The sequence below is a fragment of the Stenotrophomonas sp. LC732 genome, assembly GCF_052446685.1.
GTDB lineage: Bacteria > Pseudomonadota > Gammaproteobacteria > Xanthomonadales > Xanthomonadaceae > Stenotrophomonas > Stenotrophomonas muris.
This window is the reverse complement of the sequence record NZ_CP199214.1, coordinates 1,783,203-1,809,124: the sequence shown is the minus strand read 5'-3', so window position 1 is coordinate 1,809,124 and position 25,922 is coordinate 1,783,203. Positions and strand designations below refer to the sequence as shown.

Genomic DNA, 25,922 nt, shown 5'->3' with positions numbered 1-25,922 from the left:
ATGTCCGCAGAGTCAACCCGCTTCATCCACGTGATCTACATCGCGTCCACGCCACAGAAGGTGTTCGAGGCCATCACCCGCCCCGAGATCGCCAGTCGCTACTGGGGCCACGAGAACGTCTCGGACTGGAGACCGGGCTCGCGCTGGCAGCACGTGCGTGCAAATGAAACGCGCTCGGTCGAGCTGGTCGGCGAAGTGGTGGAAAGCACCCCGCCCTCGCGCCTGGTCATCACCTGGGCAGCCGCCTCGCAGGCCGACAATCCCGCTGCCTACAGCCGCGTCACCTTCGACATCGTGCCCTACCAGGACATGGTGCGGCTGACGGTTACCCATGAGGAACTGGAACCCGGCAGCGGCATGGATACCGGCATCCGCCAGGGCTGGCCGATCGTGCTGTCCAGCCTGAAGTCGCTGCTGGAGACGGGCAAGGGGCTGGATGTGTTTGCGAAGCCGAACTGAGTCGTGCCGCAATCGGCGGCGGAGCGCCATCCGCCGCCAGCGCTCCCCATCCGGTCAATCGCTCAATCTGCGCGAACGTCCATAACTGCCATGCACATCCTGCTTGATCCAATCGGCCAGCAGGCGCAGGTAGCCGTCGGTGATCCGTGTCGACACCCGGTTGCCCTCGGCATCGGTGCGGAACTCGACCATGCCGTGGTCGGTATCCGGGAACAGGTAGGTGTCGATCGGTTGCCCCGATACGCGCAGGCGCCCCAGGATGCTGCGGGTGGCTGCAATCGGCGCGGCCCGGTCCTGCTCGGCCAGCACCCACAGCAACGGCACCTTCAGGCGGCGCAGCGCGGCCTCGGCGTCGTAGTCCCAGATCAGTTCCAGGTTGTCGAAGCGCGCTCGGCCGATCCGGCGCAGGTCGGCATCACTCATGCGCAGCATGTCGCCGCTGTATTCGCCGCTGATGTTCTTTGCCCACGGTGCGGCACCGATCTGCGTACGCACCTTCGCCAGCGCCTCGAACCCTTCATTGAAATGCGTGCGCATCAACTGCGCGGTCGCGTCTGAAAGCTGGCCGACCTGCTTCATCGCCGTTGCATCCAGCTGCATGCGGCGTGCCTCGTCGAACAGCTGCTCGCGGTCCTCCTCGATCGGCGACACCACCAGCCCGAAACCGATCGCCACGAAATCCGCCTGCGAGCGCGTCGCCGCAAGCGGTGCGATCCACCCGCCCTGGCTGCCACCGAAGTAGCCGGCGCGGCCGAACCGGCCTCTCGCCGGTTCGCGCGCCTTGGCAAGCGCAGCCGCTGCGTCGTCGGCAAGCAGCTCGAAGTTCTGCGTGTACTCGCCTTCCGAATCGCCGGTGCCACGCTTCTGGTAGGCGAACACCGAAATACCCTGCGCCACCAGCATGCGCTGGTAGATCGCCGCCACTGCCATCGTGCGTTCCGAGCCGTGCACCAGCACCACCAACGGCCGTTTGGGGTCGGCCGGACCGGCTGGTTCGATCAGCTGCCCGACCAGTTTTGTTCCGGCACTGCTGAACGTCGTCTCGGTATCGCGGGTCGGCAGTCGCTGCCAGCGCTGCGTCGCTCCCGCAGGCGACCTGAAGCTGACCACATCGTCGCTGCAGCTCACCGGCGCGTTGGCATCACCGGTGGCGCCACGTCGCCCGTCCAGCATCAGATAGCGCTGGCCTGTGGCCGGCGCCGCAGCGGGTGCGCCCAGCACCACGATGTTGCCTTGCCCGTCACCGTAGGCACTGACCGTGCACAGCTCGGCGGCTGCAATCGGCAGCCCCGAACACACCAGCACCGCGCTCAACAACGAACGACTCCTCCACCCTGCCATGCCCTTCCCCGGTATCGTGAACCCGCCTCGTGCGGGCGCCCGGCGCAGCCTAGCGCGTTCGTTCGCCAGATTCATGCTGCAACCGCTCGCCGTCGCTCCCCTTCCACGGCCATACTGGAAGGACGATACGGACTTCAGAGCGTCATGCACCCACACTTGGAACACATCGGCACCACCCGCATCCTGCGCGTCGACCCGCAGGGCCCGATGCTCGATGCCAGCGCCCTACGCGACCTGGTCGGCGATGCCCTTGGGCACCAGGCCGAGTGGATCGCCGTGCCTGTGCAGCGCCTTCCGGCGGACTTCTTCGAGCTGCGCTCCGGCATGGCCGGGCAATGGCTGCAGATGCTGGTGAACTACCGCCTGCGCTTCGCCGTCCTGGGCGCCGTCAGCGCCCACCGCGCACAAAGCGAATCGCTGGACGCGTGGATCACCGAATGCAACCGCGGCCGCGACGGCTGCTTCGTGGCCGACTGGGGCGCCCTGCTGGCGCGCCTTTCGGCCCCCGCCAGCGCCGGCTGAACGCCGCCCCCACGCTCACCCTCGCCAAACCTGGTTCCGACTGCACTCCGACGCCGCCCGCCACAGCATCACCCGCGGGCTCCCCAGGCGACGTTCGATGCGCGCTTCAGACGCAGATTCCCTGCACAGCAAAGTGGCGGCGGTCACCCTCGGTTTCTGGGTGATGAAGATCGCCGCCACCACCCTCGGCGAGACTGCGGGCGATCTGCTGTCGATGACGCTCAACCTGGGCTACGTGGCCAGCTCGGCCATCCTGCTGGCGATCTTCGCCGGCCTGCTGGGCCTGCAACTGTCCGCGCGGCGCTTCCATCCGGTGCTGTTCTGGTCGGTGGTGCTGGCGACCAGCACCGCCGGCACCACCCTGTCCGACCTGATCGACCGCACGCTCGGCCTGGGCTACGCCACCGGCGCCAGTCTGCTGGCCGGCTGCCTGGCGCTGGTGCTGCTGGCTTGGCGGGTATCGGAAAAGTCGATCTCGGTCAACAACATCGCATCGCGCCGCGCCGAAGGCTTCTACTGGACCGCCGTGCTGTTCTCCAACACGCTCGGCACCGCGCTGGGTGATTTCCTCGCCGACGATTCCGGGCTGGGCTTCACCGGCGGCGCACTGCTGATCGGCAGCCTCATCGCGCTCACTGCGCTGGCCAGCCGCATCAAGGGCATCAACCGGGTCATCCTGTTCTGGATCGCCTTCGTGCTCACCCGCCCGTTCGGCGCCACCTTCGGCGACCTGCTCACCAAGCCACTGGAAAAGGGTGGCTTGGGCTTCGGCACCGTAGGTTCGTCGCTGGTGCTGTTCACCCTGCTCGCCACACTGGTGGCACTGCCGATGCTGCAGCGCAAGGCGCAGCCAGCCAGCTAGCGCGCCGTCCAGCCCCCATCCACCGGCAGCGCCGTTCCGGTGATCTGCGCCGCCGCGTCCGAGGCCAGGAACACCACCATCCCGCCCAGCTGCTCGGGCGTCACAAACTGCAACGACGGCTGCTTCTCAGCCAGCAGCTCACGCGCGGCGGTCTCCTGATCCGTGCCTTCGCGCTCGGCCAACGCGGTGATCTGCTGCTCGACCAGCGCCGTCCGCACCCAGCCCGGGCAGATCGCATTGGCGGTGATGCCCGTGCCCGCATTCTCCAGCGCGGTCACCTTGGTGAAGCCCACCACGCCATGCTTGGCCGCCACGTAGGCCGACTTGTTCACCGAGCCCACCAACCCGTGCACCGACGCAATGTTGATGATGCGGCCGGCGCCCTGCTGCTTCATGTGGGGCAAGGCCGCCGCCGTTGCATGGAACACCGCCGAGAGATTCAGCGCCAGAATCGCATCCCACTTTTCGGCCGGGAATTCCTCGATCGACGCGGTGTGCTGGATGCCCGCGTTGTTTACCAGGATGTCGATGCGGCCCATCGTCGCGACGGCGTGGTCGATCATGCCGCGCACTGCCTCGCCACGGGAAAGATCGGCGCCGTCATGCGCCACGCGCACGCCGAACTCGGCTTCCAGTTTGGAACGGATGCGTTCGATTTCCGCCGCATCGCCGAAGCCGTTCAGCACGATATCGGCGCCTTGCCGGGCCAGCGCGGTGGCAATGCCAAGACCGATACCGCTGGTGGAGCCGGTGACCACCGCAACCTTGCCACTGAACATGGGTGAGCTTCCATCGGGGGTAGGACGCCAGTGTAGCGTTATCGGCCTCCGCACCCTCCTCCTATGTGCCCACGTCCAACGAGTACGCCAGCAGGAACTCCCTGGCGTACTCATTCCCAGCCTGCGCCGAAGCGCGGATCAGGTACACCGCACGTGGCACGTCGCTGGGGACACCCTTGCCATGGAACAGCGCCAGGCCAAACTCGTACATGGCCGACGGATGGCCGGCCTCCGATGCCCGCTCAAAATGCGCGGCCGCCCGCATGACGTCCTGCTCGACGCGGTCACCGGTCAGCAGGCACAGCCCTACCGCATGGATTGCCGGGATATAGCCCTTCTCTGCGGCCTGCTTGAGGGTCGCGAAGCTGTCCGCCTCGGCATGTGCGTGGTCCTCCCCCACAGGCATCGAAGAAGAGAGGAACAACGCTTCGGCACAGCCGCGTGCAAGCTGCGGGGCCAACAGCCGTCGCGCCTCGGCAATGTCACCATGGTCGAGCACCGCATCGAAGTCGGTCGTGAGTTGGGTTGGCATGTTCGTCATGGCACAGGCTTCCTTCCTGTTTGCGGGCATCCGTTCGCCCGGCTGACAGTATGCCTGCACCAGGCCAGGGCATTGCGCCAGCCCCACAAGACCGAGTGACCAGAAGACTCTCTGCGTCCATCGATGTTGGCCCTATAGTCAACGCCATCCACCCAAGGATGGCCCGATGACCCCCTGCAACGCCCTACTGCCTGCCGCCCTGATCGCGCTGCTCGCTCCCACTACCAGCGTGGCCGCACCGGCCGCACAACCGGCCACACCGCTCACCACCGGCAGCGTGCGGCTGGATATTGCCAGCGGCCGTGTCGAGGGCGAGGTCTGCATGTCCAACCTCCCAGCCGAATCAAGGGGCGCGTTCGTGCTCAACGCCGGCCTGAACGTCGCGCGGGTCACCGATGGTGAGGGTAGATCGATCGGGTTCGATGGCTGGTACGGCCCGGGCGTCGATGGCGAAGCGCGCGTTTACTCCCTGGCCGAGCCCGCCGCCACGCTCTGTGTGCAGTACGTGGGCGCGTTCCCGCTCTACCCGAAGCACGATGCCATGGGCGACTTCAAGGGCATGATGGCCTTCAACGGCGACAGCGCCCGCTTCAGCGAACAGTCCGCATGGTTGCCGCAGGCATTCGACCCCAAGGCCCGCCTGCGCAGCAGCGAGAGCCGCTACGACCTGCGGGTAAATTGCAGCGGCTGCCGCTTCCTGTATCTCAACGGCAGCCCGGCCATCGAAGGCGCGCAGGGCCGATTCCACAGCGACACCGCGCGGCCGATCCTCCTGTTCGGCGGCGGCGGCCCGATCACCCGCACCGCACAGGTCACGATCCTCAACGAGACCCTGCCCACGGCCAAGGTTGATGCATTGTCCAGCACGGTGCAGCAGGTGGCCAACGTGCATGCACGCTACATGGGAGTGCCGCTGGCCGACCGCCCCACCTTCCTGCGCATGGTCACGCTCAACCAGATCGAGCGCGACCGCGAAGGCAGCGAGTGGGGCTTTGCCACCTGGCCGACCATCGCCATGAGCGGCAGCATCGGCAACGTGGCCGACTCGCTGCTGGCCGGTGGAGAAAAGGCCGAACGGCGCGTGCAGTACATCGCACACGAAATGGGCCATTACTATTTCGGCACACTGAACCATCCGCAGGGGCCGTATTTCTGGGTGCTGCTGGAGTCCAGCGCCGAGTTCCTGTCGATCAAGGCGCTGCGCGAGATCAGTGGCGATGCCGCGGCCGATCGCTATATTGCGCGACTGCAATCGGCCATCGACACGCAGGACAAGCAGCTGCCAGCATTCGATGCCATCGACGGCAACTCCGATCTGGGCGAGATGTATCGCTACGTCTATGCCCCCTTGCTGTTGCTCTCGCTGGAGAAACAGGTGGGCGAAGCGAAGATGCAGGCCTTCATGCGCGGGCTGCTGGCCGCGCCGTCGCCGAGGAACTGGGCCGAGCTGCAGGGCATTGCGCTGAAGGCCGGCATCGATGGCAAGACTTGGGAGCACTGGCGGGCAAGCTGTGTGGCTGGCGGCAGGCAGAGGTGCCAGTAGATCCACGCCATGCGTGGATTCACTCCCTCAACGCCCGCACAACTGAATCGCCCAGCACCGTGTCCAAGGCAACCCGCCCCCTGGCCCCTCCATTTGCCAATCAGCGCCGCTGATGTCCCCGCGCAATCAGAAGAACAGACCCGCCTGATCCACAGTCGCCAGTGGATTGGCCTTCCGCACCGCCTCCAGGAAGAGCAGGAAATCGCGATTGAACAGCGTCAGGTTGTTGGTGAACGTCACGCACTTTCTGCCCGATGCTTTGCTGAAGCACACCCGCCAGAAATAGCGCCCGTAGATCTTGTCGGACGTTCGTGTGACTGAGGTGATCTGCGAGAGCGGAACCGCCGTAGGCACCGGCCCACGTCGCAGGTAAAAGGACGCCGCATCAAAGAAGTAGTGCTCCCGATCCTCTTTTCCATCCACCATCACCAGGGTCATGGACTTACCGGAAATCCGGCGAGGGGGATTCAAACGCAGCCCTGATCCCAATGCAGAACGTGCGGTCGCTGACATTCGCCGAAGGATGAACCAAAGGATCACCAAGGGAAGTGCCGCGAGGACAATGAAGCCTACGGTCTTCAGAACAGTTTCTAGCGTGCTTGGCACACAGATCTCCAGGATAAATGTTCAGGCACTGACGAGGCCCGGGTAGCAACTGTCTTGTCAGGGGCAGCCGAGGGCCACCTCGGCGTCCCGCTTACGGGCGTTGAGGATCACCAGCATTTTGCGCATGACCGCCACGAGCGCCACCTTGCTCGCTTTGCCCTTGGCCTTCAGGCCAGCGTAAAACGCGCGCAGTCTTGGCTCGTACCGGATGGCCGTCAGGGCCGCCATGTAAAGGGCTTCGCGTACCACTGCGCGCCCACCACTGATCCGCCGTTGGCCCTGCCAGGTGCCACTTTCGCGGTTCATCGGGGCCAACCCCACCAGCGATGCTATGGCTTTGCTTCCCAAGCTGCCCAGTTCGGGCAGCTCGCAGGCCAGTGTGCTGATCAGGATGGGGCCGACGCCTTTGAGCGCGCCGATATTCTTCCAGCCAGGCTGTCCCTCAAGCTGCTCGGCAATAGCTTTATCCAGTTGCTTCAGGTCGTCAGATAGCTGGGCTATATGGCGTTGCTTCATCGCAATCAGATCCGGATCGACCAATCGCCGCAAGCGCTGCATCTCACTGACCCGCATCTGCACCAGATGCCTGCGGCATTGCGCAAATTCAGCCAGACGCTGCTGCCAAGGGGCAGGCGGTACGTAGCGGGTCAGCGGTAACAAATGGGCCATCTGCGCCAGCACTGTCGCATCGAGCCGATCGGTCTTGGCGGCACGGCCCGTGCCTTGGGCAAATCGCCGTGCACGCGCCGGATTGATTCGCACCATCGGCAGGCCGGCGGCGTGCAATACATCCAGAGCAGCACGCTCGTAGCCCCCGCTTGCCTCAAGAACGACCTGCTTGATCGGCCACGTCTTCAGCCACCGAATCAAGCGCACAAAGCCGCGCTTGTCGTTGCTGAATTGGCGAAACTGCTCTCCATGGACGGCCACATCCAGCGTGGCTTTGCTCACATCGATCCCGATCCCAAACATGACAGAACTCCGCTAGGCTGACAGGGTCGAGAGCTCTCCCCGCTTGCCCAGTCTTATCAGTTCGAGCGCCAACTCAACCAACTGTTCGGGCGGTTCAGGGAGAATCCGGCGTGGGGACCCAAGCTACTTCTCGGTCGCAAGACCTGGATCCACACGGTCGCCCACGCCGGGCTCTCGGCACCCAAGGTGCCAGATCGGCAAGAGATAAGATCCACGCCACGCGTGGATGCTCTGGCTTCAACGCCTTTTCACTTCCAATGATCCGGCCCCAGGAACGGCAGGCTCAACACAAACACCGGAACCGCCACAGGGATCAGCGCCGCGCCGAGCACCTTGCCCGCCGCCGAACCCGCACCCGGCTTGTCCTCCCTCTCCGGCAGGATCCGCTGCGCACGCGCATTGATCGGCTGTGCCAGCTTCCCCTTCTCAGCCAGTGCCGCAGCATCCGGCAACTGCACCCGTTCGCCGTCGCCCTCGAACAGCGCGCTGTAATAGCTGCCGCCCTTCCTTGAAAGATTGCAGGCGCGATCAAACGCCAGCGCGTAACGGGTCCGGTCCATCGGCAGGTAGTAGCGCGCCCGCTCCTCCACGGCCTTGGCCTCACGCGGGGCGACCTCAATCCGCTCCAGCTTGAACTGCGCGGCCTGTTGCGCCGTCACCTGCTCCGGCCGCAGCAGCAGCGCATAGCTGCCGTGCACCTTGGCCTTGTTCGCCGGGTCGCGCCAGTCTTCATGGAAGTACATCTGCGCGCAGGCCACCGCCTCGCGCAGCGGGCTGTCCATCAGCGCGCGGTACTCGCGGAACGGCGCGGCATTGAAGCGCATCGGCTCGTCATAGTGCGGCAACAGGTACAGCTGGCCGTCGTCGGCCACGAACGCACTGGTGATCTCGCGGCTTGAGGCGTGCTCCTCCGGGCCACTGGCACAGCCGGACAGCAAGCCAAGGCACAGGGCGGAGAGAATGAAAAAAGACGTTCGCATGTCGTGTTCGAGGGCTTCCCTGGGAAAACGGCCCCGCCCGGAAGGGCGAGGCCAGCCCATCATGGTGCCACGGCACCGCATGCGATGCAGAAACCGCCCTACTTCAACCGCTCCACCAACCGCTGCCCCACCCCCAGCGCAGAAGCCGGGTTCTGCCCGGTAATCAGCTCGCGGTCCACCACCACATGCCCGGTCCACGGCGTGGCATTGCTGCTGAACGTCGCACCCGCCCGCTGCAGCGCGGTCTGCGGGTAGAACTTCATCTCACCGCCGCCCAGCAGCGGCTTGGCCTGCGCTTCTTCCTGGTTGCTGATCACCGTCATCCGGTAGCCGCTGTAAATCCACTTCGGCGTGGCCGGCATCGCACCCGCGTCCAGCTTCGCCACGAAACCCGCCGCATCCGGCAGCGTGGACAGCAGCGCGATCGACCCGTGGCAGACCAGCGCGGTGGTCTTGTTGCGCTGGTGGAAGTCGGCCAGCAACCGGCCCAGCGCCGGGCTCTTCAGCAGGTCCTGCATTGGCGCGTGGCCACCGGGAATGTAGACCGCATCGAAACGCGCATACCCCTGCTGCTCGATGCGCGACAGGCTGACCACCGGCGAGGCCGTTGGCGAGGTCAGCGCCAGCTTCTCCAGCAGGTCCTTGTGCAGCGTCAGCTGCGCGGCGTCGTTGCCGAAGTACGCCGGCGTCACCGAGGACGCATCCACCGTCGGCGCCCGCCCCTGCGGCGTGGCGAAGGTCACCTCGTGGCCCGCGTCCAGCAGCAGCTTGACCGGCTGCATCAGCTCGTTGAGATAGAAGCCGGTGGACAGCACCTTGCCGTCCTTCAGGTCCAGGTGGTTTTCGTCGGACAGCACCACCAGCACGTTGGCGGCATGCGCGCCGGTGGCGGCCAGGGTCAGGGCCAGCGCTGCGGCCAGCCGGGTCATCAGGTTCATGGGGTAGCTCCTATCGGGGAATGGCCGCCACTTTATTCATCGCCCCAGCGGCGATAAATTGGCCCCATCGCAAAACATCTGTTCCCCGGAGAGCCAAATGAGCCGCAAGTTCGACTACCTGGGCGATGTGGAAGTGTTCTTGGCGGTGGTCGAGCACGGCTCGTTCACGGCCGGCGCGGTGGCGCTGTCCACCACGCCCTCGGTGCTGAGCCGCGCGGTCACCCGCCTGGAAGCGCGGCTGGGCCGCCAGCTGCTGCAGCGGACCACCCGCCGCGTGGGCCTGACCGACGCCGGGCGGCTCTATCTGGACCAGGTGCGCACCGCCTTCGGCCTGCTGGACGACGCCGAGCGCGACGTACTGGCCCAGGACGGAGCGCTGGCCGGCCGCGTGCGCCTGAGCGTGCCCACCACCTATGGCCACTACCGGCTGCCGCCCGTGCTGGCGCGCTTTGCGCTGCAGTACCCGCAGGTGCAGGTGGAACTGAACATCACCAACCGCAACGTGGACCTGGTGGCCGAAGGCTTCGACCTGGCCATCCGGCTGGGCCAGCTGCCGGACAGCGGGCTGGTGGGGCGCAAGTTGGAAGATGCGCCTTTGGTGCTGGTGGCTTTGCCGGAGTACCTGCGACGCCGGGGGACGCCGCAGACGCTGGACGATCTGCAGCAGCACCTGTGCCTTCCGTTCGTGATGCCGCGCACCGGGCGGCTGGCGCCGTGGATCTTCCGCGACGACGGGCGCGACGTGGACTGGCTGCCGCGTTCGTCCATCGAGACCTCCGACGATGTGCTGGGCGTGGTGTCGCTGGCCGAACAGGGTATTGGCATCTGCCAGAGCTATGAGTTCATCGTGCGCGAGCGACTGCAGCGCGGGCAGCTGGTGGAAGTGCTGCCGCAGCTGCGAGGGCGGTCAAGGCCGTTCTCGGTGATCTATGCACCGCATCGGCGGCAGTCGGCGGCGGCGCGGGCGATGATTGAGTTGTTGGTGGGGAATGCGGCTGAGGATCGCGTTGGTTGAAGTTGGGAGGCTCGTTGGCGGTGTCGGGTTTGAACCGCTTTTCGGGATGTGCGGCTGATCGCGTGCCGCTGCTTGGCGAGGCGGACTAAGAACTGTTGCAAAGAAGGCTGTCGCGCTATTCGCTTGTGGCATGGGCGATTGCGCCACTTTGACTCGCCATCAGCAGAGCAGCTGCGCGAATGCGTCCGGCGGTGTCGCGTGCTGCACGCGTGGTGCGTGCAACAATAGTTCTTCGCTCTCGGATTCCACGATTCCTTCGCGAATTTCTATTGGCATTCAGAGCTACGGCATAAACACCATGACGTGCCACCGACAACGGGTGGCCGGGCCTGCAAACCCGAACTGTTAGTTGTTTACGCTTACCCGTCGGCACCGTCCTCAACCGGTGCCGGCGGGTAATCCGTCGGCCTTTCTGGCGGGCGGTGCGTGGGGGTCTTCGGACCCGCCGGGTACTGACAACTATCGTCCGGTTTGCAGCCACGCATCGTCCGCCACCCTTCTACACGGTGGCGCTGTTAAGCACAGCCACGGAAGCCGACGCCATGAACGAATCCGACACCTTCTCCTCGTACACCGTTGTTGAGCCCATCAACGACGACACTCCCCTGCCCGACCTGAACTCCCTGCTCGGCATCCTCAAGCGCATGCGCGGCTGCGAGGGAGCTGATGGGCACCCTTGGCCAGAAACCGATGTGTCACCCGGCCGTCGCGTGAGTCTGGCCAGGAGTGAGCGCGCGATGGTGGGAGCGCTGACGGTTCTGGAGCTGCTGCACGCGGCAGACCGCTGCAGGGTAGCGGCGGACCCGGAGCGGCATTTGGATGAGGGGGTAGTTGATGGGTTGTTTCTGGCTTGCCGGGGACTGGTTGAGTGGGCCTGTCGGGAGGTTAGGCCGGAGTGATGATCGGCGCGCCTGCCGATGTAAATCGAACAGACCTGAAATCCTGCGTGTTATTCGCTTCCGATCACGAGGGGACATCGAGAAGCACAGTGATCACACGGAAGTGACGCCCCTACTGGACTGATCCCTCAACCTTCTGCAATATTGCATTCCTCAGATTGCGGCTCTGCGAACAACACTCCATCCTGGCGCTGCGTCTTAAGTGTTTCCGGATCCAGCACAGGAACATGGAGTTTCTCACCGACTGGCAATATCCTGCCAAGCACAGCGACACGCCCGGACGCATCTGGCCACTTAATCCCGAATGGCTGAACATTCATGTGCTGATAAACTTTAACAACCTGTGGCGCTCCACCGATGTACGGCGAAGAATTAGAGCGTATGAGGTTTCTTAGAACTTCAAGCGGCTCCAAATTCAATCCAGATGCATCTCTTAAGCCTCGGGAATCCAGAATATCGACTAGCGAACGCTTTGCAATCGCTTCAATGTCCTCATGGGGTTCCACAGCACTTTCATTTGTCCGTGCCGCGCGCCTCATAGTGGATGGCGATGCGTTCGGGTCCCCGAGCACGACAATTGTCCTATTCTTACCCAGGCCATCCCAGCCAGATATTTCCGCGCTCCTAAATTCCCTCTCACCATTGTTGAAGTGAAATTTCCATAGCGCGAATCGCTTCTTCTTCCACGAGTAACTGAATCGCCCAGGGTTTTCTAGACAGTCGTCAGCCGTTTAGTGCGTACTGCTTCTCGAACTCTACCGGGGACAGCCCGTCGTTGGAACTGTGCCGCCGTTTTGGGTTGTAGAACATCTCGATGTACTGGAAGACGTCGGCCCGTGCCTCGTCGTGATTGCTGTAGATCCTCCGCTTAATACGCTCCCGCTTCAGTAGCTGGAAGAAGCTCTCCATCGCTGCGTTGTCATGGCAGTTTCCTCGTCGACTCATGCTGCACACGATGTCGTGCTCGCGCAGGAAGCTCTGCCAGTCTTCGCTGGTGAACTGGGTTCCCTGGTCGGAGTGAAGCAGAAGCCCGGGGCTTGGCTTGCGCCGCCACACTGCAGCCAATAGCGCCTGCAAAACCAGGTCCGTATGTTGAGTTGGTCGGGTTGCCCATCCAACGACCTGACGCGAAAACAGATCAAGCACTACCGCCAAGTACAGGAAGCCGTCGTACGTGCGGATGTAGGTGATGTCCGTGACCCACGCGCGATTTGGCTCACTGACTTTGAAGCCGCGAGCCAGAACGTTCTTGGCGACTGATCCAACAGGGCCGCTCAATGGGCGTGGTCGCCGACCGTAGCCGACCATTGCCCGCAGCCCCTCGCTCTTCATCAAGCGTGCCACGCGATGACGACTACACGTCTCGCCAAGCTCGCGCAGATCTGTGGTCACTTTGCGGTGGCCATACACAGAGCCGCTTTCCAGCCAGCTGTGCTTGATTAGGCCGAGCAACCGCTGATCGTCCTTGTCGCGAGCGCTTGCCGGCTCTTTTAGCCAGGCGTAGTAGCCACTGCGATGGACGCCAAGCATCCGACACATCGCCGCGAGGCCGAACTCATCTGCGTGTTGCTTCATGAAGGCGTACTTTGCTCTTACCCCTTTGCAAAGTACGCGGCGGCTTTTTTTAGGATGTCTCGCTCTTCAGTGACCCTGCGTAGCTCAGCCTTGAGGCGGCGCACTTCCGCGTTCTGGTCCTGCTCGACACGCCGGCCAACATCGCCTTTGCCTTGTTGCCGCTTCCAGCCGTAAAGACTATGGATCGACACGCCCAGTCGCTCGGCAACCTCCGCTACCGGACGGCCGTACTCAACGATCTGTCGGACCGCCTCGATCTTGAACTCATCGGTGTACCGCTTCGTGCTCATAACCACCTCCGCCTAAGCCATAGTTTATGGCTGCGAGGTGTCTACGGAACCCTGGGCGATTCAAACCACCAAAAATCAAGCGCAGATCAGGCTCCTCAAACCTATCCTGGCCAGCACAAAATTCTCGCAGCTCTGACAACATCGCGTTGATGGCATTGAGAAGTACAGACTTTGCCTCAAAAAGATCAATCTGCCGACGTGAAGAGCCGCGATGCAGTTCAATTGCATTTATTGCCGCATGAATAAACGGGTATGCAAATTTTGTATCACCTGCAAATGAAATGGCGCAGTCGCCGCGGGAAAGTGGAAATATCTTCTGGCAGGCGTCCCAAGCACCAGCCCATCTCAGACGGCTATCAGAACAAAAAACTAATTCCTGCTGCGCTCCCGCGCTCCTAATCCATGCCATTGAAAGCGTCATCCCTTCCACCCCTTCCGCTAGATATGCAAGCCAAAATACCGAATAACCCTATTACTTCTTGACTAACGCCAACCTATTCAAAGCTACTCCGTCGCACGCCATCATCACATCTATCATCAAACCAACTCAGCGGATCAATAGTCCCAGTTCTCGTGCCTGACCGGCAACGCGTTCAATGCACGCCGACGATCCTCCCAATCAGGCAGGATTGTCCGCATCAGTATTTTGAAGCGCTCGTTGTGCGTGGGCTCAATTAGATGAACCAGCTCATGCACGACTATGTACTCCAAGCAACCCGGAGGCTTCTTGGCCAACTCAGTGTTGAGACGGATCGAGCGCCGAATCGGCGAGCAGCTTCCCCATTTGGTCTTCATGTGCTGGACGTAAAGCCGCGGAGCATCCAAACCGAGCCTACGACTCCAGTCCGCAACCAATGAACTGGCACGCTCGCGCAACTGATCTCGATACCAACGCGAAAGCACCGCCCTCCTAGCCGCCTGGTCGGCACCGCTCTTTATTGCTAACACCAGAGTGCGATGTCGGAGCGACACCATTTGCGCGCCGTCGGTCTCCACAAGTTTCAGCAGATAGCGCCGCCCCCAAACGTAATGACTCTCACGCTCCAAGTATTCACGTGACGGCTCACGCTCCTGCTCACCCATACTTTCGCGCTGGCTTTTGATCCAAGCTAGTTTGGACAAAGCGAACACACGAACCGTGTCGAGAGCCATATGCGCCGGAGCGGAAATGCGCACGCGCCCATTTGGCGGAAGCACAGTCAGGTGGACGTTGCGGATGTCTTTGAAAACCACTTCCGCCTCGATGCCACCAAGCGCGATGCGAGTCGGCATCAGTACTCGCCTTGGGCCTTGAGAATCAAAAAGACACGCTCTACCTGCTCTGCACTCTGCAGCAATGCAAACAGCGCTGCCTTGATGGTGTTCTCTTTTGCCGGATTGCCTCGCCAGCTGTCCGGCCTTATCTCCTTTACCGTTTGATCGATGCGCAGCGCCAATTCAAGTGCCGCATTCCGAACATCTCCGTCACCATAGAGCAGCATCGACTCAGTAACGTGGCCTCCCGGTCGCTCCGCAAGCCAAGGCTGCAGGTTATGGTAGAGCGCGCGACGTCCCGGCGTGGTTAATTCGATCGGCGCACCTTCCGCACGACCTGCATCGACCTGCCTCACCAACTGCGCAATGTGTAGCAAGTACTGCTCGTACTCTTCCGCCTTCTCCTTGCGTAGCTTGATAATGCCGTCCAGTAATGCCGACATGCGCTCGTAGAAGGCAGGATCGTTCAGGTGCTCCTTGACGATTCTACTGCGCACGTTGTTCTCGATCGTCTCGGCGATCGCATCGCGGTTGCCTTTGAACTCGCCGAGCTTCGCAGAGATAGCATCGGCGATGCCAGTCTTCACTATCAGCTCAAGCAGGCCGACACCCTCAAACGGTGAGATTTCACGCGGCTCCTCGGCCTCGATGTAGGTGTCTATCAGGTGCCGCATATCCGCCTCGTAAGGCTTCAAGTCCAGCATCTCGCCGCTTGCCTTACGCACGATCTCGCGCAGTTTCACATAGCGGTCGAGCAGCCCTCGCAGGCGCACATCGTCTGCCGCGGAATAGCCAGCGGCACCCAATTCGTCGGCCACGTTTGCCCACGCGCGCAACAGTGCGACAACGCCCTTGTAGAGCATCACACGCTGCGGTTCATGGGCAGTCAGATCGCTGGCGATCTCGGTATTTCCGCAGAAGTAGCGGATGTGCTCCAGTTCACCACGCGGCTCCGCTACTGGCTCGCACAGCAACGCCAACGCTTCCACCGCATCATCCAGGCGCTTGCGGCCGATCTCCAAGCGGTTCTGCATCAGCACTTCTGGGTCAGTGTCGCCCGCGCTGTGGTCCAGCTCCGAGGTGTAGACGGCAATTGCCTTCTCCACCTTCTTGAACAAATCCTTGTAGTCGACAATGTAACCGAAGTCCTTGTCATCGCCGTCCAAGCGGTTAGTGCGGCATATCGCCTGGAAAAGGCCATGGTCTTGCATCGACTTGTCGATATACAAGTAGGTGCACGGCGGCGCGTCGAAACCGGTCAGGAGCTTGTCCACCACCACCAACAGTTTCATGTTCGCAGGCTCGGTAGCAAACAGAGCCTTGGCCCACTCCTCGTAGGTCTCGGTAGGGCTCATCCCCGGCTTGGCTTGCACGCTATTGAGCAGCTCGGTGTAGGTATTGAAAATGAACTGCTTGTCGCTCTCTGTATTGGCGCCGACCTCCTCGGTCGTCACATCTTTGGCCTGCGGGCTGTACGAGGTAACGACGGCGCACCGTCCCTTGAACGGCGTCTTCTGCAGCAGCGCGAAGTACTTGCAGGCATCAAAGATGCTAGAGGCGACCAGGATTGCGTTACCCCGCTCGGTCGATAGCCGCGGCTTCACGCTGAAATCGAACACGATGTCAGCAACTACGCGCTCCATGCGCGAACGAGAGCTCAGCACTTGCTGCATGGTGCCCCACTTGGCTTTCAGCTCCTGCTTCTGCCAAGCATTTAGGCCGCGCGTCTTGGCCTCAAACCAGGCATCGATCTTCGCCGACGAGCCCAACCGCTGGTCGATATCACGAGCCTCGTACACAAGGTCCAGTACCACCTCATCTTCCACCGCCTCTCCAAACTTGTAGGTGTGGATGTAGCCCCCGAACACCTCCAGGCTGGACTGCTTGTCAGCCTTTAGCAGTGGCGTGCCGGTGAAGCCGATGAACACCGCCTGGGGCAGCAATGCCTTCATCAACCAATGCAGCCGACCGCTTTGCGTGCGGTGGCATTCGTCAACGAAGACGAACAGCTCACCCACCGCCGTTGGCGACTGCGTCTGGAGCTCCTCCAGGAAGGCCTCAAACTCCTTGTTGTCGCGGCCACGCGCCTCCACACCAAACTTGTGCACCAAAGAGCACAGCAGCCTAGGCGCTGGTTGCGCCAGTTGTGTCATCAGATCGCGCCCGCTGCGGCTGCGGTGCAGCTTCTCGCCAGCATCGATGAACACGCGCTGGATCTGCTTGTCCAGCTCGTCGCGGTCAGTCACGATCACCACTCGCGCCTGCGGCCGGCTCTCGAGGATCCAACGAGCCAGCAATACCATCACGATGCTCTTGCCGCTACCCTGCGTATGCCACAGGACGCCCCCCTTGCGCTGCTGTACATGCGCCTGCGCCGCCTGTATGCCAAAATACTGGTGCACGCGGGGCAACTTCTTCACTCCTCCGTCGAATAGCACGAAGTCGCGCATCAGCTCGATAAGCCGAGCCTTGTCGCAGATTTTCAGCAAGTACTTGTCGAGCTTGAAGCGGCTGTCGTCGGCTTCATCTTCCTTCCACTTCAGAAACATCTTCTCGGGCGTTCCAACCGTTCCGTAGCGCAATCCCTCGGAATCGTTGCCCGCGAAGACAAACTGTACCGTGCTGAAGAACGCCTCGTGGAACATCGGAAGCTGGTTTGACAGGCACTGACGGATGCCATCACCCACCGATACCCGGCTATTCTTCAGCTCGATCACGCCGATGGCGATGCCGTTGACGTACAGCACCAGATCAGGCCGCCGCGTGCGGTCGCCCTTGAGCGTCACCTCCTCCGCAATGGCGAAGTCGTTGGCCTCCGGATGCCGCCAGTCGATCAGCTCGACGGTTTGCGTCTTGGCCCCTGCGGCGGTCAATACCTGCACACCATAGCGCAGCATGCCGTACACGGCCTTGTTGTTCCCATAGAGCGCGCGATGGTGGTTACCTGCCTCGCTGCGCAGGCGCAGTAATGCGGCGCTGATCTGCGCAGGCGTAGAGCCTCGCTTTGATAGCCAAGCCGTGAGCTCGCTCTCTTCAATGTTGGCGTTACCCTCGCGGTCCGACCAGTCACCCGCGTAGCGCCAGCCCAATTCGTCGCGGAAGAGTGCGACTACGCGATCTTGCGTGGCGCGTTCTGGTTGTCCGATCGGGGACATGAGGCAGCTCCTAGGGATATGGGGTGGTCAGACGCCGAACAGTGTCTGGCACTCGGCGATGGTGGCGGCGATGCGCTCGTCCGAAAACAACTCGCGCGACAGCTTGGGCAAGCATTCCGCATGCGCGGCGATGATGCGTTTGACGCTGACCACGTCGGCCAGCTCTCCACTGGCGGCCAGATCCACCATCGCCATGTCCACGGTCGCCAGCAGTTCCAGTTCCTCAGTCTTGCGATAGTGGAAGCGCTCCAGCCACGCCAGCGCGGCCTCGCCGTACCACTGCTCGAAGTAGCGCTGCGCCTGCTCGATCTCCTTGCCGGCGACGAGACCTTCGTATTTCTCATTGCGCAGCGCCCGCACGTAGCCGTTCTTCAGCGCGACCTGCTCCGGACCCTTGTACTTGGTGTCCGGATTGTATGGGCCGGCGGCCTTGTTCAGGCAGCCCTCGGCCCGGCCTTCGGCATGGCGGTGCAGCAGGTACGTGAGCTTCACGCGACGCATGCGGCCCAACGGCATCTTCTCGCTGCCGAATCGCTGAGCGAGCACGCCGATGACGACGGCTTCGTTGATTTGCCAGTTGTGGTTGGGCTGAGTGGCGGGCAATTTAGCCGCCGCGAATTCGGTGGGTAGAGGGATGACATTGGACGCAGGCTGCACCAAGCGAATACTGCCCGTGAGTAGCGCCTGCAGCATGCCTTGCTTGAGATCTCTCACCTTCGTCAGCCTGCGTTGCAATGCGACGATTTCTTCGTCCATTTCTGAAAGTACCTGTGCGATGGCTGTTTGCTCGCCCTTTTCTGCAGGGACCACCACTTCGTACGACGAAAGCTGTGTCTTTCCTATCTCGAGAAACGTGCTGCCACTGCACAGATTGATGAAAGCAGAGCGTTGTACCAACAGGAGGTAGTACAGAAAGTCTATGTCGACACCCTCGAAGGGAACGAAACTCTTGACGCCCTGATTTGTCGTCACAGGCTCCACATTGATAGCGCACTCACCGATCGTCGCGCGCGATGTCATGACGATCGAATTGGCGGGAATGAACTCTGCCGCGCTTGCGCGCATACCAAACAGTGTCAACTTGCGGGCGGTGTCGCTGAGGTACTTGTGCCCATCCAGTGCCGTAATGTCCGTCGGCGTACACCACAAGACATCGCCGTTCCAAAATTGATCCTGTGCAGTGCTCGGGGTGCCTCCACTCCTGATGTCGGCAAGCTGATCAAGGCGCCGTGTGACCCACTCCGCGTCGAACCCCGGCAGCCGCTTCTTGCCGGTGAGCAGTTCCTGCATGGCGCCTTGTTTGATCTGGCGCTTCTTGGCCAGCAACAGCGACAGCGATTTGATTAGGGCATCCGCATCGGAGAGCGCTTCGGCGATGGCTTGCTGTTCACCCTTTGTAGGCGGCAACGGAATAGGAAATTGTCCTAGCGACGTCTTATTGATCGAAGCAAGGTTTGTTGTTTGCCGTCCCGCCAGCATAAAGAAGCGACGCGCCTGCACCGAGCCGGTCCATGCGCTCAACAACTCAGGAAGAAGCCGGGATCCGCAACGAACGACGAAGACGTGATTCTGATGAACGCACGGTTCGAACGCCCCGTTCCACAAAGTCCCACGCCCGAGTTTGTCGAGGTCCCCACCTTCGTTCATCAGCATATCGCCAGGCAGAACGGCATATCGCTTGACGTCTTCGGCGCGGACCTTGAGCTGGCTCATCTCCGACAGGTCCAGGTAGCCATCCTGTACGTTCGCGACGCGCAGGTAGTGTACGAGAACAGGGTTGTCGATTGCCGCGCCGCCGTTCTTCGCAATACCGGTTCTAATGCTCGCCAGCTCGTTAAGGCGTCGCACTTGCCAGTCGATAGGCAACGGGCCGATTTCAGTGTGCTGCCATTTCTCGCCGTTACTCAAAAGGCGATATCGGGCAGTGGCTTCCTTCATCGCCATGAGAACCCCATTCTCTCCAAATGCCGGCTCACCCGCGTCTCAAGTTCTGCCACGCGCTTGCTCAACTGCGGTAGCGGTGCCTCGTAGCGCTCCGCCAGCTCCTTCACCCGCGCCGTCAGTTGCTGGCTCAGCCGATCCATCTCGCCATGTACCGCCACTTCCAGCGCGGCCAGCCATTTGTCGTCCACCACCAGCACCTGCACTTCGGCCTCAGTGAGTTCCGTGTACTTCGCATAGGCCGCTGCATCCAACGCCGCGTCGGCCTCCTTCACGCTCTTCTTCAGCGCCGATTCTTCGGCCGCGAGCTTCAACCAATCCAGCAGAACACGCAGTTCTTCGGCGACAGGCTCTTCCGCATCGCTACCGGTAGCCGCCAGCGCCTTGCGTGACCTGTCTGACTTGCCCCTCTTGGCCGCCTTGATCTCGGCCTTTACCTCGCCTTCGATCTCGCGAAGTCGGTCCTTCACCGCCGCGACGTTGATCTTGTCGAAACCGACGAAGGCTGCGTCGTCGCCGCTGTGCTCCTCCTCCAACTCGGCGAGCCTTGCGCTCACGCCTTCCAGCTCGCCCTGCAGCGCCTGTAGCGAGGCCTGCTCCTTGGCGAAGTAGCGCGCGACGACCAGCGGCTTAGGCACCAGGTCGCAGGCCCAGCCCTTGTCCTTCCGCTTGCCTTTCTTATCGGTCTCGATCACGCGGTAGGTCTGTGCCTTCCAGCCGTCGGCGGCTATTGCGTAGCAATCGTCCTGCATGGTCTGCGTCCAGTAATCCATCAGATGCTGGTAAACGGCGTAGGCGTCGATCAGTGGCTGGCCGAGGTAGTGGGCGAGCAGGACTTCGGAGAGTTCGGCGATCACGCGCTGGGGCTTGGCTTCAGGCGTGTTGGGGCGCAGCGCCTTCAGCGCCTGGGCCTGCGCGTCGCGCCACGCGGCGAAATGCGCGTTCATGCGTGCAATGAAGCCGACAAACTCGGGATGGTCGTGGATGGTGGACTTGATCGTCGCCTTGTCGACAGCCAGATCGACGTAACCGGTGCGGTTGGATCGGAACAGCGCACGCTCGAGCTCCGGGCACACGGCCCAGTAGCGACTGACCAGGCTGTCGGCCGCCTTGACGTCAGCTTCGGGGATGCTGCCCCGCAGGTGGCCTTCGATGTCCTGCCGATCTTCGGGCAGCTGGCTGTCGATGTAGCGCGGCAGGTTGAGGTTGTACTCGTTCTTCTCGATGTCATGCAGGCTCGCCTGCCGGGCATAGCGCCGCACGTCCTGCCGACGCCGGAAGGTGTCGACGATGTGATGAATGTCGCGCTCGCGCAGGCGATTCTTGGGGCCGTCCTTCATGAAGGCCTGACTGGCATCGATCATGAAGATGCCGGTGCCGTCGGCCACACGCTCGGCCGCGCGCGATTTGTCGATGACGATGATGCAGGCTGGAATGCCCGTGCCGTAGAACAGGTTGGCCGGCAGGCCGATAATGGCCTCGATGTAGCCCTTGCGGATCAGCGCGCGGCGTATATCGGCTTCGGCATTGCCGCGGAACAGCACGCCGTGCGGCAGGATGCAGGCCGCGCGTCCGGTGCTCTTGAGCGAGCGCACGATGTGCAGCAGGTAGGCGTAATCGCCCTGTTTGGCCGGCGGCACGCCGAAGCCTTTGAAGCGCTCCCACGGATCGTGCAGCGGGTCGATGCCAGTACTCCAGCGTTTGTCGGAGAAAGGCGGATTGGCCACAACGTAGTCGAAGACCTTGAGGCTTTCATTACCCTTCTTGCCATCCCGAAACTTCGGATCAGCCAGCGTGTTGCCCTGCGTGATCTCAGCCGTGGGCTGGTCATGCAGTATCATATTCATCCGCGCCAAGCCGCTGGTGGCGGCGTCCTTTTCCTGACCGTACAACGCCACCTTGGTCGGCGCCGCGTCAGCCACCTTCAGCAACAGCGAGCCCGAGCCGCAGGTTGGATCGTATACCGTGGTCTGATGCGTGGTCGGCGCGGTGGCGATACCCAGCGTCGCGGCAATTACGCGGCTCACTTCGGCTGGCGTATAGAACTGGCCCTTGCTTTTGCCACTTTCGGTGGCGAAGTGCTGCATTAGGTATTCGTAGGCGTCGCCCAGGATGTCATCGCCCTCGGCACGGTTCTTCGAGAAATCGAGCGCCTTGTTCTCGAAGATCGCCACCAGGTCGGTAAGCCGCTCCACCATCTCCTTGCCGGTACCAAGCTTGGCCGCGTCATTGAAGTCGGGGAAGTCGGAGAGCGAAAGCTGAGGGTTCTTGTCGACTAGTGGCGCGATGATCTTCTTGTTGATCTGGTCGCCGATGTCGCTCTTCCCCTTCAGCGCCACCATGTCGGCGAAGCTGGCGCCGCGCGGAATGGTGAGTGGCTGATAGGGCTTGCCAGCGTACTTGTCGCTGACGTATTTGATGAACAGCAGCACCAGTACATAATCCTTGTACTGGCTGGCATCCATGCCGCCGCGCAGCGCGTCGCAGCTTTGCCAAAGCGAGGAATAGAGTTCTGATTTCTTGAGAGCCATTTAATTCGCGATCGGCTTCAAGCCCAAGACGGACAAAGCCATTGAATGAGGAAAAATAGCCGGAGTGGGCTCCGGCTATTTATGGCACAGCAGTTATTCCCACTCAATAGTCGCCGGCGGCTTCCCAGAGATGTCATAGACAACCCTTGAAACCCCCCGCAACTCATTGATGATCCGGTTGCTAACCGTTCCCAGGAACTCATACGGCAGATGCGCCCAATGCGCCGTCATGAAGTCAATCGTCTCCACGGCCCGCAGCGCAATCACCCACTCATAAGCGCGCGCATCACCCACCACGCCCACCGACTTCACCGGCAGGAACACGGCAAACGCCTGGCTGGTCTTGTCGTACAGGTCGGCCTTACGCAGCTCATCAATGAAGATGGCATCGGCCTTGGCCAGCAGTTCGGCGTATTCGCGCTTCACTTCGCCCAGGATACGCACGCCCAGGCCCGGGCCCGGGAACGGATGGCGGTAGACCATGGTGCGCGGCAAGCCCAGCTCAACGCCCAGGCGGCGCACTTCGTCCTTGAACAGCTCGCGCAGCGGCTCCACCAGGCCCAGCTTCATGTGCTCCGGCAGGCCGCCCACGTTGTGGTGGCTCTTGATCACGTGCGCCTTGCCGGTCTTGCTGCCGGCCGACTCGATCACGTCCGGGTAGATGGTGCCCTGCGCCAGCCACTTGGCGTTCTTCAGCTTGTTCGACTCTTCGTCGAAGATCTCAACGAACAGGTTGCCGATGATCTTGCGCTTGGCTTCCGGGTCGCTCACGCCTTCCAGCGCGGCGAAGTAACGGTCGGCGGCATTCACGCGCACCACCTTTACGCCCATGTGCTCGGCAAACATCGCCATCACCTGGTCGCCTTCCTGCCAGCGCAGCAGGCCGGTATCCACGAAGACGCAGGTCAGCTTCTCGCCGATGGCCTTGTGCAGCAGCGCAGCCACCACGGACGAATCGACACCGCCGGACAGGCCCAGGATCACTTCGTCATCGCCCACCTGTTCGCGCACACGGGCGATCTGGTCGTCGATGATGTTGGCGGCGGTCCACAGGGTCTGGCAGCCGCACACGTCCACCACGAAGCGGCGCAGCAGCGCCTGGCCCTGCAGGGTGTGGGTCACTTCCGGGTGGAACTGCACGCCGTACCAGCGCTTTTCTTCGTTGGCCATGGCGGCCACCGGAATGCGGTCGGTGGTGGCGGTGATGGTGAAGCCCGGCGGTGCAACGGAGACATGGTCGCCGTGGCTCATCCAGACATTCAACTTCGGCTCGCCGCCGTGGTCGCTCAGGCCCTTGAACAGTGCATCCGGGTTGATCACGTTCACTTCGGCGTGGCCGAATTCGCGCTGGTCAGCGGCTTCGGTGGCACCGCCCAGCTGCGCGGCCAGGGTCTGCATGCCGTAGCAGATGCCGAAGATCGGCAGGCCGCTGTCGAACACTTCCTGCGGCGCGGCCGGGGCGCCCGGCAGCGTGGTCGATTCCGGGCCACCGGACAGGATGATGCCCTTGGCGCCAAACGCGGCGATCTCGGCCGGGTTGTGGTCCCATGCCCAGATTTCGCAGTAGACGCCCAGCTCGCGGATGCGGCGGGCGATCAGCTGCGTGTACTGCGCGCCGAAATCGAGGATGAGGATCTTGTCGTTATGGATGTTGGTCATGGTGCCGTTCCAGTGGTGTTTTTCGCAGCGCCCGGCGCTTCAAGGCTCTGCGTCAGCGTGGCGATGAACGCCTCGCGTTGTTGAATATGTGAGGGGTCTTCCTCGTCCCAGCGCAGCATCAGCAGGCCATGCGGTGCGTTGGGGTTGGCGCGGTCAGCGCGCGGCAGCTCGGCGATTTCCTGCACTTCGGTGCCGGGTACGATGCGCCGTTGAAAGGCGCGCATCGGGTAGCCAGATGCTTTCGCAGTACCCCAATCGGCCATCGCGGCGCTCATCCGCTTCGGCTCCAACGGCCCCAGCACCGAATCGGTCACCGGATCTTCCGGGCCAGCCCACAGCTCGGTAATGCACTGCAGCGTGACCTGCAGCGGGCGCTCGCCGGTGCCCTTCAGCAGCCAACGCTGTTCGCCAGCGGCCTGCACCTGCCAGCCCTTCGGCAGCGAGAACGCGTTCTGGCACGCCTGTACGTCCTGCAATTGCGAAACCGCCGCGCCCGGAGACCCGGAGCGCGGCGGCGGTTCGGACAACGAACAGCCTGCCATCAGCAGGCTGCCCGTAATCGCAAGAGCAGTTCGCAAGCGCATCAGGCGCGGTAGTTCGGCGGCTCTTTGGTGATGGTCACGTCGTGGACGTGGCTCTCACGCTGGCCGGCGCCGCTGATCTTCACGAACTTGGGCTTGCTGCGCATGTCTTCGATGGTGGCGCAGCCCACGTAGCCCATGGTGGCGCGCAGGCCGCCCATCAGCTGGTGGATGATGCCGCCCACCGGGCCGCGGTAAGGCACGCGGCCTTCGATGCCTTCCGGCACCAGCTTGTCGGCGGTGGCGGCGTCCTGGAAGTAGCGGTCCTTCGACCCCTTCTCCATGGCAGCCAGCGAACCCATGCCGCGGTAGCTCTTGTACGAACGGCCCTGGTACAGCTCGGTCTCGCCCGGCGATTCCTCGGTACCGGCCAGCAGGCCGCCGACCATGATGGTCGAGGCACCGGCGGCCAGCGCCTTGCCGATGTCGCCCGAGTAGCGGATGCCACCGTCGGCGATCAGCGGGATGCGGTCCTGCAGCGCTTCGGCCACCAGATCAATGGCGGTGACCTGCGGCACGCCGACGCCGGCGACGACGCGGGTGGTGCAGATCGAGCCCGGGCCGATGCCGACCTTCACTGCGTCCGCGCCGCTGTCCAGCAGCGCCAGTGCGGCTTCGCCGGTGCAGATGTTGCCACCGATGACCTGCACGTTCGGGAAGTTCTTCTTGACCCAGCTGACGCGGTCCAGCACGCCCTGCGAGTGGCCGTGCGCGGTATCGACCACGATCACGTCCACGCCGGCGGCGACCAGCGCTTCCACGCGGCGATCGGTATCGCCACCCACGCCGACGGCAGCGCCGACCAGCAGGCGGGTCGACAGATCCTTGGCAGCGTTCGGGAAGTCGGTGTTCTTCTGGATGTCCTTGACGGTGATCAGGCCACGCAGTTCGAACGAGTCATTGACCACCAGCACCTTTTCGATGCGGTTGCGGTGCAGCAGCTGCAGCACTTCGTCAGACGCGGCGCCTTCCTTGACCGTGATCAGGCGATCCTTCTTGGTCATGATGTGGCGGACCGGATCGTCCAGCTCGGTCTCGAAGCGCATGTCGCGGTGGGTCACGATGCCGGCCAGCTGGCCGTCGCTGCCCACCACCGGCACGCCGGAGATGTTGTGCGCCTGGGTCAGGGCCAGCACGTCGCGGATGGTGGTTTCCGGGCCGACGGTGATCGGGTCGCGGATGACACCTGCCTCGAACTTCTTGACCTTGGCCACTTCCGCGGCCTGCTGTTCCAGGCTGAGATTCTTGTGGATGATGCCCATGCCGCCGAGCTGGGCCATGGCGATGGCCAGGCGGGCTTCGGTGACGGTGTCCATCGCGGCGGACAGGATCGGAAGCTTCAGCTTCAGGTCTCGGGTCAACCGCGTTTCGAGGTTGACGTCCTTGGGCAGGATGGTCGAGTGGGCGGGGACGAGCGAGACGTCGTCGTAAGTGAGTGCTTCAGCCTGGATGCGCAGCATCGGCATACCCGAGATGTGG

23 protein-coding genes are annotated in these 25,922 nt (G+C 62.6%); 6 read left to right on the top strand and 17 right to left on the bottom strand.

Going from position 1 to position 25,922, the window contains the following annotated elements; translation table 11 throughout:
• Complete coding sequence (locus ACT6SE_RS08755) at positions 1-459, top strand: SRPBCC family protein (protein WP_046430239.1); 459 nt, start codon at positions 1-3, stop codon at positions 457-459.
• Between the two features lie 54 nt (positions 460-513).
• On the opposite strand, the gene ACT6SE_RS08750 is transcribed toward ACT6SE_RS08755, so the two are convergent.
• Positions 514-1,800 (bottom strand): alpha/beta hydrolase family protein, encoded by a 1,287-nt coding sequence (locus tag ACT6SE_RS08750; protein WP_444811139.1) that lies wholly within the window; start codon positions 1,798-1,800, stop codon positions 514-516.
• A 144-nt stretch (positions 1,801-1,944) separates the two neighbouring features.
• Between ACT6SE_RS08750 and ACT6SE_RS08745 the strand changes: the two genes are divergently transcribed.
• Together ACT6SE_RS08745 and ACT6SE_RS08740 are read left to right on the top strand one after the other, a co-directional pair.
• The gene (locus ACT6SE_RS08745; protein WP_046430235.1) at positions 1,945-2,322 is read left to right on the top strand and encodes a DUF4180 domain-containing protein; all 378 of its coding nucleotides are present in this window, start codon (positions 1,945-1,947) and stop codon (positions 2,320-2,322) included.
• A gap of 97 nt (positions 2,323-2,419) precedes the next feature.
• Positions 2,420-3,184: a COG4705 family protein gene (locus ACT6SE_RS08740; protein WP_046430234.1), complete on the top strand. Its 765-nt coding sequence runs from the start codon at positions 2,420-2,422 to the stop codon at positions 3,182-3,184.
• On the opposite strand, the gene ACT6SE_RS08735 is transcribed toward ACT6SE_RS08740, so the two are convergent.
• A complete protein-coding gene (locus ACT6SE_RS08735; protein ID WP_046430232.1) occupies positions 3,181-3,963 on the bottom strand; it encodes a 3-hydroxybutyrate dehydrogenase in 783 nt (260 codons plus the stop codon). The two genes, ACT6SE_RS08740 and ACT6SE_RS08735, sit on opposite strands and share 4 nt — an antisense overlap.
• A gap of 61 nt (positions 3,964-4,024) precedes the next feature.
• A complete protein-coding gene (locus ACT6SE_RS08730) occupies positions 4,025-4,504 on the bottom strand; it encodes a tetratricopeptide repeat protein (protein ID WP_444811138.1) in 480 nt (159 codons plus the stop codon).
• A gap of 166 nt (positions 4,505-4,670) precedes the next feature.
• Here ACT6SE_RS08730 and ACT6SE_RS08725 point away from each other — a divergent pair, with 166 nt between their 5' ends.
• Complete coding sequence (locus ACT6SE_RS08725; RefSeq protein ID WP_046430227.1) at positions 4,671-6,047, top strand: hypothetical protein; 1,377 nt, start codon at positions 4,671-4,673, stop codon at positions 6,045-6,047.
• 126 nt (positions 6,048-6,173) lie between these two features.
• On the opposite strand, the gene ACT6SE_RS08720 is transcribed toward ACT6SE_RS08725, so the two are convergent.
• The 4 genes from ACT6SE_RS08720 to ACT6SE_RS08705 form a co-directional block, all read right to left on the bottom strand.
• Complete coding sequence (locus tag ACT6SE_RS08720; protein WP_046430225.1) at positions 6,174-6,485, bottom strand: hypothetical protein; 312 nt, start codon at positions 6,483-6,485, stop codon at positions 6,174-6,176.
• 225 nt (positions 6,486-6,710) lie between these two features.
• Positions 6,711-7,625, bottom strand: coding sequence for an IS110-like element ISStma6 family transposase (locus ACT6SE_RS08715; RefSeq protein ID WP_014645756.1), 915 nt, complete (start codon positions 7,623-7,625; stop codon positions 6,711-6,713).
• A 248-nt stretch (positions 7,626-7,873) separates the two neighbouring features.
• Entirely contained in the window at positions 7,874-8,605 is a 732-nt protein-coding gene (locus tag ACT6SE_RS08710; RefSeq protein ID WP_046430214.1) for a hypothetical protein, read from the bottom strand.
• 98 nt (positions 8,606-8,703) lie between these two features.
• Positions 8,704-9,543, bottom strand: a complete 840-nt coding sequence (locus ACT6SE_RS08705; protein ID WP_046430212.1) for a type 1 glutamine amidotransferase domain-containing protein — start codon at positions 9,541-9,543, stop codon at positions 8,704-8,706.
• Between the two features lie 97 nt (positions 9,544-9,640).
• On the opposite strand from ACT6SE_RS08705, the gene ACT6SE_RS08700 reads away from it, so the two are divergent.
• On the top strand, positions 9,641-10,558 hold the full coding sequence (locus tag ACT6SE_RS08700) for a LysR family transcriptional regulator (RefSeq protein WP_046430211.1): 918 nt from the start codon (positions 9,641-9,643) through the stop codon (positions 10,556-10,558).
• Between the two features lie 542 nt (positions 10,559-11,100).
• The gene (locus ACT6SE_RS08695; RefSeq protein WP_046430208.1) at positions 11,101-11,457 is read left to right on the top strand and encodes a hypothetical protein; all 357 of its coding nucleotides are present in this window, start codon (positions 11,101-11,103) and stop codon (positions 11,455-11,457) included.
• Between the two features lie 128 nt (positions 11,458-11,585).
• Here the strand turns inward: ACT6SE_RS08695 and ACT6SE_RS08690 are convergent, their stop codons facing one another.
• The 10 genes from ACT6SE_RS08690 to guaB form a co-directional block, all read right to left on the bottom strand.
• Complete coding sequence (locus ACT6SE_RS08690; RefSeq protein WP_444811137.1) at positions 11,586-11,963, bottom strand: hypothetical protein; 378 nt, start codon at positions 11,961-11,963, stop codon at positions 11,586-11,588.
• A 217-nt stretch (positions 11,964-12,180) separates the two neighbouring features.
• A protein-coding gene (locus ACT6SE_RS08685) for an IS3-like element ISStma9 family transposase (protein ID WP_087944428.1) occupies positions 12,181-13,322 on the bottom strand; the annotation gives its coding sequence in 2 pieces (ribosomal slippage) (positions 12,181-13,085 and positions 13,085-13,322; 1,143 coding nt in all).
• Positions 13,297-13,743 (bottom strand): hypothetical protein, encoded by a 447-nt coding sequence (locus tag ACT6SE_RS08680; protein WP_444811136.1) that lies wholly within the window; start codon positions 13,741-13,743, stop codon positions 13,297-13,299. The genes ACT6SE_RS08685 and ACT6SE_RS08680 overlap by 26 nt, the downstream gene beginning before the upstream one ends.
• Before the next feature lie 134 nt (positions 13,744-13,877).
• Positions 13,878-14,594 (bottom strand): M48 family metallopeptidase, encoded by a 717-nt coding sequence (locus tag ACT6SE_RS08675; RefSeq protein ID WP_046430206.1) that lies wholly within the window; start codon positions 14,592-14,594, stop codon positions 13,878-13,880.
• Complete coding sequence (locus ACT6SE_RS08670) at positions 14,594-17,731, bottom strand: type I restriction endonuclease subunit R (RefSeq protein WP_046430205.1); 3,138 nt, start codon at positions 17,729-17,731, stop codon at positions 14,594-14,596. The genes ACT6SE_RS08675 and ACT6SE_RS08670 overlap by 1 nt, the downstream gene beginning before the upstream one ends.
• A gap of 27 nt (positions 17,732-17,758) precedes the next feature.
• Complete coding sequence (locus tag ACT6SE_RS08665; protein ID WP_049420554.1) at positions 17,759-19,675, bottom strand: restriction endonuclease subunit S; 1,917 nt, start codon at positions 19,673-19,675, stop codon at positions 17,759-17,761.
• Positions 19,666-22,203, bottom strand: coding sequence for a type I restriction-modification system subunit M (locus tag ACT6SE_RS08660; protein WP_046430204.1), 2,538 nt, complete (start codon positions 22,201-22,203; stop codon positions 19,666-19,668). Before ACT6SE_RS08660 ends, ACT6SE_RS08665 begins: the two co-directional genes overlap by 10 nt.
• Positions 22,204-22,296: 93 nt before the next feature.
• Positions 22,297-23,862 carry a glutamine-hydrolyzing GMP synthase gene (gene guaA / locus ACT6SE_RS08655; RefSeq protein WP_005413109.1) on the bottom strand — a complete coding sequence of 522 codons (1,566 nt, stop codon included), beginning with the start codon at positions 23,860-23,862 and terminating at the stop codon, positions 22,297-22,299.
• Positions 23,859-24,338, bottom strand: coding sequence for a hypothetical protein (locus tag ACT6SE_RS08650; protein WP_046430202.1), 480 nt, complete (start codon positions 24,336-24,338; stop codon positions 23,859-23,861). The genes guaA and ACT6SE_RS08650 overlap by 4 nt, the downstream gene beginning before the upstream one ends.
• A 107-nt stretch (positions 24,339-24,445) precedes the next feature.
• Positions 24,446-25,903, bottom strand: a complete 1,458-nt coding sequence (gene guaB, locus ACT6SE_RS08645) for an IMP dehydrogenase (protein ID WP_005416248.1) — start codon at positions 25,901-25,903, stop codon at positions 24,446-24,448.
• Positions 25,904-25,922 lie beyond the last annotated feature (19 nt).

Excerpts from the sequence above, each read along its gene's own strand:
- ACT6SE_RS08665 (WP_049420554.1), bottom strand. The coding sequence starts at position 19,675 with ATGGCGATGAAGGAAGCCACTGCCCGATATCGCCTTTTGAGTAACGGC.
- ACT6SE_RS08670 (WP_046430205.1), bottom strand. The coding sequence starts at position 17,731 with ATGTCCCCGATCGGACAACCAGAACGCGCCACGCAAGATCGCGTAGTC.
- ACT6SE_RS08710 (WP_046430214.1), bottom strand. The coding sequence starts at position 8,605 with ATGCGAACGTCTTTTTTCATTCTCTCCGCCCTGTGCCTTGGCTTGCTG.
- guaB (WP_005416248.1), bottom strand. The coding sequence starts at position 25,903 with ATGCTGCGCATCCAGGCTGAAGCACTCACTTACGACGACGTCTCGCTC.
- ACT6SE_RS08660 (WP_046430204.1), bottom strand. The coding sequence starts at position 22,203 with ATGGCTCTCAAGAAATCAGAACTCTATTCCTCGCTTTGGCAAAGCTGC.
- ACT6SE_RS08755 (WP_046430239.1), top strand. The coding sequence starts at position 1 with ATGTCCGCAGAGTCAACCCGCTTCATCCACGTGATCTACATCGCGTCC.
- ACT6SE_RS08720 (WP_046430225.1), bottom strand. The coding sequence starts at position 6,485 with ATGACCCTGGTGATGGTGGATGGAAAAGAGGATCGGGAGCACTACTTC.
- ACT6SE_RS08740 (WP_046430234.1), top strand. The coding sequence starts at position 2,420 with ATGCGCGCTTCAGACGCAGATTCCCTGCACAGCAAAGTGGCGGCGGTC.
- ACT6SE_RS08680 (WP_444811136.1), bottom strand. The coding sequence starts at position 13,743 with ATGACGCTTTCAATGGCATGGATTAGGAGCGCGGGAGCGCAGCAGGAA.
- ACT6SE_RS08750 (WP_444811139.1), bottom strand. The coding sequence starts at position 1,800 with ATGGCAGGGTGGAGGAGTCGTTCGTTGTTGAGCGCGGTGCTGGTGTGT.
- ACT6SE_RS08735 (WP_046430232.1), bottom strand. The coding sequence starts at position 3,963 with ATGTTCAGTGGCAAGGTTGCGGTGGTCACCGGCTCCACCAGCGGTATC.
- ACT6SE_RS08725 (WP_046430227.1), top strand. The coding sequence starts at position 4,671 with ATGACCCCCTGCAACGCCCTACTGCCTGCCGCCCTGATCGCGCTGCTC.
- guaA (WP_005413109.1), bottom strand. The coding sequence starts at position 23,862 with ATGACCAACATCCATAACGACAAGATCCTCATCCTCGATTTCGGCGCG.
- ACT6SE_RS08675 (WP_046430206.1), bottom strand. The coding sequence starts at position 14,594 with ATGCCGACTCGCATCGCGCTTGGTGGCATCGAGGCGGAAGTGGTTTTC.
- ACT6SE_RS08695 (WP_046430208.1), top strand. The coding sequence starts at position 11,101 with ATGAACGAATCCGACACCTTCTCCTCGTACACCGTTGTTGAGCCCATC.
- ACT6SE_RS08745 (WP_046430235.1), top strand. The coding sequence starts at position 1,945 with ATGCACCCACACTTGGAACACATCGGCACCACCCGCATCCTGCGCGTC.
- ACT6SE_RS08730 (WP_444811138.1), bottom strand. The coding sequence starts at position 4,504 with ATGACGAACATGCCAACCCAACTCACGACCGACTTCGATGCGGTGCTC.
- ACT6SE_RS08700 (WP_046430211.1), top strand. The coding sequence starts at position 9,641 with ATGAGCCGCAAGTTCGACTACCTGGGCGATGTGGAAGTGTTCTTGGCG.
- ACT6SE_RS08705 (WP_046430212.1), bottom strand. The coding sequence starts at position 9,543 with ATGAACCTGATGACCCGGCTGGCCGCAGCGCTGGCCCTGACCCTGGCC.
- ACT6SE_RS08715 (WP_014645756.1), bottom strand. The coding sequence starts at position 7,625 with ATGTTTGGGATCGGGATCGATGTGAGCAAAGCCACGCTGGATGTGGCC.